Annotated in this window: 6 protein-coding genes; 5 read left to right on the plus strand and 1 reads right to left on the minus strand. The window is 74.2% G+C overall.

All coding sequences use genetic code 11. From position 1 onward, the window contains the following. The 4 genes from AA75_RS19000 to AA75_RS19015 form a co-directional block, all read left to right on the plus strand. Window positions 1-540, plus strand: a 540-nt coding sequence (locus AA75_RS19000; RefSeq protein WP_033821300.1) for an ATP-binding cassette domain-containing protein, incomplete at its 5' end; no start/stop codon positions are given. Beyond that, window positions 537-1,202 carry an ATP-binding cassette domain-containing protein gene (locus tag AA75_RS19005; RefSeq protein WP_033821310.1) on the plus strand — a complete coding sequence of 222 codons (666 nt, stop codon included), beginning with the start codon at window positions 537-539 and terminating at the stop codon, window positions 1,200-1,202. The genes AA75_RS19000 and AA75_RS19005, both read left to right, overlap by 4 nt. Window positions 1,203-1,313: 111 nt before the next feature. Next, window positions 1,314-1,544, plus strand: a complete 231-nt coding sequence (locus AA75_RS19010; protein WP_033821301.1) for a type II toxin-antitoxin system VapB family antitoxin — start codon at window positions 1,314-1,316, stop codon at window positions 1,542-1,544. Further along, window positions 1,544-1,963: a PIN domain-containing protein gene (locus AA75_RS19015; RefSeq protein ID WP_033821311.1), complete on the plus strand. Its 420-nt coding sequence runs from the start codon at window positions 1,544-1,546 to the stop codon at window positions 1,961-1,963. Before AA75_RS19010 ends, AA75_RS19015 begins: the two co-directional genes overlap by 1 nt. Window positions 1,964-1,981: 18 nt before the next feature. Here the strand turns inward: AA75_RS19015 and AA75_RS19020 are convergent, their stop codons facing one another. After that, window positions 1,982-3,460, minus strand: a complete 1,479-nt coding sequence (locus tag AA75_RS19020) for a carboxyl transferase domain-containing protein (RefSeq protein ID WP_033821302.1) — start codon at window positions 3,458-3,460, stop codon at window positions 1,982-1,984. A 385-nt stretch (window positions 3,461-3,845) separates the two neighbouring features. Between AA75_RS19020 and efeO the strand changes: the two genes are divergently transcribed. Beyond that, window positions 3,846-4,982 carry an iron uptake system protein EfeO gene (gene efeO / locus AA75_RS19025; RefSeq protein ID WP_033821303.1) on the plus strand — a complete coding sequence of 379 codons (1,137 nt, stop codon included), beginning with the start codon at window positions 3,846-3,848 and terminating at the stop codon, window positions 4,980-4,982. Window positions 4,983-5,029: the final 47 nt, after the last annotated feature.

The following is a 5,029-nucleotide window of genomic DNA, read 5'->3' on the forward strand; positions in this document are numbered from 1 at the left end:
CGCCCCGACCACGCCCGGGCCAGGCTCGGCCTGGCCCGGACCTTCCAGCAGCCCGCCGTCTTCCCCGGCCTGACGGTCGGCGAGAACGTCCGGATCGGCGCCGAGCAGCACACCGCCGGCACCGCCCGCGGACTGCTCGGCCTGCCCCCGCACGGCCGCGCCGACGCCCGCGCCGCCACCACCCGCGCCCTGCGGCTGTTCGGCCTCGACACCGTCCGCGACCTGCCCGCCGCCGCCCTGCCCGCGGGCGCGCTGCGGCTGCTGGAACTCGCCCGCGCCCTCGCCGCCGAACCCCGCGTGCTGCTCCTGGACGAGCCGACCGCCGGCCTGGACACCACCCGGACCCGCCACCTCGCCGTGGTGCTGCGGGCACTGGCCGCCGACGGACTGGCCGTCCTGCTGGTCGAGCACGACCCCGAACTCGTGGCCGGCCTCGCCCACACCGCCTACGTCCTCGCGGCCGGCCGCATGGTGCTCAGCGGCCCCGCCCGCGCGGTCCTCGCCGACCCCGCGGTCACCGCACTGTGGGGCGCCGGATGAGCGCCGGGGCCGAACTGCGCGGCGTCCGGGCCCGGTACGGGCTGCTGGAGGCGCTGCACGGCATCGACCTGGCCTGCCCGCAAGGGCGGATCACCGTCCTGCTCGGCCGCAACGGCGCCGGGCGCAGCACCGCCCTGCACACCCTGGCCGGCTCGCTGCGCCCGACGGCCGGCCAGGTACGGCTTCGCGGGGTGGACGTCACCGGGCTGGACGCCCACCGGCGGGCCCGGCTCGGGACCGCCCTGGTCCCGGCGGAGCGGGCCGTCTTCGACTCACTCACGGTGGCCGAACACCTGGCCCTCGGCGGCCCGGCCCCGGTCGACCACTGGTTCCCGGAACTGGCGCCGCTCGCCCACCGCCGGGCCGGCGCCCTCTCCGGCGGCCAGCGGCAACTGGTCGCCCTCGCCCGGGCGCTGGCCGCCCGCCCGGCGGTCCTGCTGCTCGACGAACCGGCCCGCGGCCTCGCCCCCGCGGTGGTCGACCGCCTGCACCGCCTGCTGCTCGGCCTGGCCGCCGACGGCCGCACCGTGGTCCTCGCCGAACAGTCCCTGCCCCCCGCCTTCGACCGCCCCGGCACCTTCGTCCACGTGCTGCGCCGCGGCCGGATCACCTTCAGCGGCGAACCCCCCGAACTGCGGACCTCCGCCGCGGACCACGGCTGACGGCGTGCAGGGCGGGCCGGAGCCTCCCGATTCCGGCTGGTGTGCGGACGTACGCATGGGTAACGTTGATGATGTGGATGAATTTGCCACATCATCAACGGAGGTGCCACGGTGAGCATGACCAACATCGATGTTGACGACAAGATCCTCGCGGAGGCCATGCGCTTGATGGGGACGAGCACGAAGAAGGACACGATCAACGGCGCCCTGGCCGACTACGTGCAGCGGCTGAAGCGGCTGGAGGCGCTGGAGAAGCTGTCCCGGCGTGCCGCCCTCGGAGAGTTCGAGCCGACCCTGAGGGCCTACACAGCCCGCAAGCGGGCCGGGGAGGATCGCGGATGATCGACAGTTTTCTGATCGACACCTCGGGATTCGTGCACCTGATGCAGGACGCGGACGTCCGCAGGCGCTGGCTCGGGCCCATCGAATCGGGGCTGGTGAGGATCAGCAAGCCGACCAGGGTCGAGCTCCTGTACTCGGCGACGGGCCCGGCGCACCGGGACGAGCTGGAGAACGACCTGTTCGACCTGTTCGGTCCGGCGGTCGGCGTTCCGAAGGACGCCTGGGACTGGGTGGACACCGCGCAGTACAAGCTCACCCAGAAGGGCCAGCACCGTTCCGCCGGGGTCGTCGACCTCCTGGTGGCAGCGGCAGCGGTCCACCACGACCTCACCGTGCTGCACGTGGACGGCGACTTCGCGACCGTCGCGCGGGTGCTCCCCGAGCTGCGGGAGCGCGATGTCCGTGACCGGCTGACCTGACCTGACCGGCCTGGCCGGTCACCCGGCGTCGGTGGGTGGGGGGCCGCCGAGGTGGCGGTGGCGGTGGGCGCGGGTGCGCAGGCGGTCGGGGTGGGGCTGCGCGGCGAGGTCGGTGAGGGCGGCGGCGACGGCCGCGCCGACGCGGGCGCAGAAGGCCGCGGGCTCCTCGGCGGCGTCCGGGAGTTCGGCGATCACCTGGTCCACCAGGCCCGCCGCGGCGAGGTCGGCGGCGCCGATGCCCTGGGCGCGGGCCAGTTCGGCGGCGTGGTCGCCGTCGCGGTGCACGATCGCCGAGGCGCCCTCGGGCGGGAGCGGGGCGAGCCAGGCGTGTTCGGCGGCGAGCACCCGGTCGGCCGGCAGCAGGGCGAGCGCCCCGCCGCCGGAGCCCTGCCCGAGCAGCACCGCCAGCACCGGGGTGGCCAGCCCGACCAGGGTGGCCAGGCACTGGGCGATCTCGACGGCGATGCCGTCCAGCTCGGCCCGGGCGGACAGTTCCGCGCCCGCAGTGTCCACCAGCGTCACCAGCGGCAGCCCGAGCTGCTCGGCCATCCGGGCCGAGCGGCGCACCAACCGCAGCTCGGCCGCCGTGAACGGCCGCGGGGCGTCGCCGTCCTGACGCTGCTGACCGACCACCACGGCCGGCCGGCCGCCGAACCTGGCCAGTGCCCGTACCAGCGCGCCTTCGCCGGCCAGCGTCAGCACCCCCTGCCCGGCGTGGTCCAGCAGCTGCCGGGCGCCCGGCCGGTCGGTGCGCCGGGTACGGCGGACGGCGTCCCACGGGTCCGGCGGCGAGGGCCGCGGCGCGGGCGCCGGTGGCGCGGGCTCGGTGGTGGGCGTCCCGGCCAGGACGTCCAGGGCCAGCCGCAGCACCTCGCGCAGCCGCTCCTGCGGCACCACCGCGTCCAGCAGTCCGCGCGCGGCGAGCGTCTCGGCGAGCTGGACGTCCGGCGGCAGCGGTTCGCCGCGCAGCTGTTCGTAGACCCGGGGGCCGAGGAATCCGAGCCGGGCGCCCGGTTCGGCCAGCACCAGGTGGCCGAGTGTGCCCCAGGAGGCGAACACCCCGCCCATGGTGGGGTTGCGCAGGTAGGTCAGGTACGGCAGCCCGGCGGCCTGGTGGGCCTGGACGGCGGCCGTCACCCGGACCATGCAGAGGAACGCGGCGGCGCCCTCCTGCATCCGGGTGCCGCCGGAGACCGGCAGTGCGACCAGCGGGAGCCGCTCGGCGGTGGCCCGCTCCACGGCGAGGGTGATCCGCTCGGCGGTGGCGACCCCGATCGATCCGCCCAGGAAGGCGAACTCCGAGGCGATCAGCGCCACCGGCCGGCCGGCCAGCAGCGCCCGCCCGGTGGTGACGGCCTCGTCCAGGCCGCTGCGCTCCCGGGCGCGGGCCAGCGCGGCCCGGTAGCCGGGGTCCGCGGGCCGGGCGTCGAGCGGCCGGTCCCAGCGGACGAAACTGCCGGTGTCCACGATCCGGCCGATCAGCTGATGTGCCGTCACCACGCCTCCTTGCCAAGCCTGTCCCTGTCGTCGCCCTCCCAACCCTAGGGTCGCCGGGCCCGCGGGTGGCTGTGACGCCGGTCGCACCGCGCTCGGGCGGGCGGCGCCGGCCGGGTGGTCGGGCGTGGGGCCGCCGGGGCGGCCGTCGCCCGCGGGGTGGAGGTGGTGTGCCGGGGTGTGTGCGGTTCGGCACCGGGGTGGGCCGATGGCCACGAATTGGTAAAACCCTCGGGCCGGGCAGGGGGCGATGTGGACGGCTCGCCGGGGGCTATCTAAGGTATGCCTCAGCTAACTGGACGACCGGGGGGTCGCGCATCTGCCCGGTCGTCCTTTTTGCTGCCCTGTACCTGTCATCTTTCTGTACACCCTCGCCCGTGGAGCTCACATGTCCGCCCGTCGCCGTTCCGCCGCAGCCACACTGCTCTCCATCGCCGTGGTCGGAGCCGCTCTGGCCGGCTGCTCCAAGAAGGACGACGCCTCCTCGGCGGACGCCGTCCAGGTGAACGCCTCCGATACGGCCTGCGAGGTGTCGAAGACCACCTTCGCGGGTGGCCAGGTCAAGCTGGCCGTCCAGAACAAGGGCAGCAAGGCCACCGAGGTCTACGTCTACGCCGCCGGCGACAAGATCGTCACCGAGCGCGAGAACATCGGCCCCGGCACCAAGGTGGAGATCTCCGCCGAGATCAAGCCCGGCAGCTACGAGATCGCCTGCAAGCCCGGCATGACCGGTGACGGCATCCGCCAGAAGATCACCGTGACCGGCGACAGCGGCCAGGCCAAGGCCGACACCCGCCTGCAGGACGCCGTGGCCGCGTACCACAAGTACGCCCAGGAGCAGGCCGACGCGACCATCCCGGTGGTGACGCAGTTCGCCGAGGCGATCAAGGCCGGCGACATCGAGAAGGCCAGGTCGCTGTTCGCCCCCTCCCGGGTCGGCTGGGAGCGCACCGAGCCGGTCGCCGAGAGCTTCGGCGACGTCGACCCGAAGACCGACACCCGTGAGGACGGCCTGGAGCCGGGCCAGGACTGGACCGGCTGGCACAAGCTGGAGAAGTCCCTCTGGGCCGACAACGCGATCACCGACGCCGACAAGAAGCTCGCCGACCAGCTGGTCGCCGACCTGACCGACTGGCAGAAGAAGATCCCGCAGGCCGAGATCACCGCCACCAGCATGGCCAACGGCGCCAAGGAGCTGCTGGACGAGGTCGCCACCGGCAAGGTCACCGGTGAGGAGGACCGCTACAGCCACACCGACCTGTCCGACTTCGCGGCCAACGTCGAGGGCGCGAAGAAGGCGTACGACCTGCTGAAGCCGGTCGCCGCCGAGAAGGACGCCGAGCTGGCCAAGACCCTGGACGGTGAGTTCGCCGCGATCCAGACCCTGCTCGCCAAGTACAAGCAGGGTGACGTCTACACCTCGTACGACAAGGTCACCGAGGCCGAGCGGAAGACCTTCGCCGACTCGGTGAACGCGCTGGCCGAGCCGCTGTCCAAGCTCGCCGCCGCCGTCGTCGTCAGCTGATCCGCGCCACCATCGCCACCCCTGCCGTGGCGGCCGACACGGCCGTC

The organism is Kitasatospora sp. MBT63 (assembly GCF_000710465.2).
Lineage (GTDB): Bacteria > Actinomycetota > Actinomycetes > Streptomycetales > Streptomycetaceae > Kitasatospora.

Excerpts from the sequence above, each read along its gene's own strand:
- AA75_RS19005 (WP_033821310.1), top strand. The coding sequence starts at position 537 with ATGAGCGCCGGGGCCGAACTGCGCGGCGTCCGGGCCCGGTACGGGCTG.
- efeO (WP_033821303.1), top strand. The coding sequence starts at position 3,846 with ATGTCCGCCCGTCGCCGTTCCGCCGCAGCCACACTGCTCTCCATCGCC.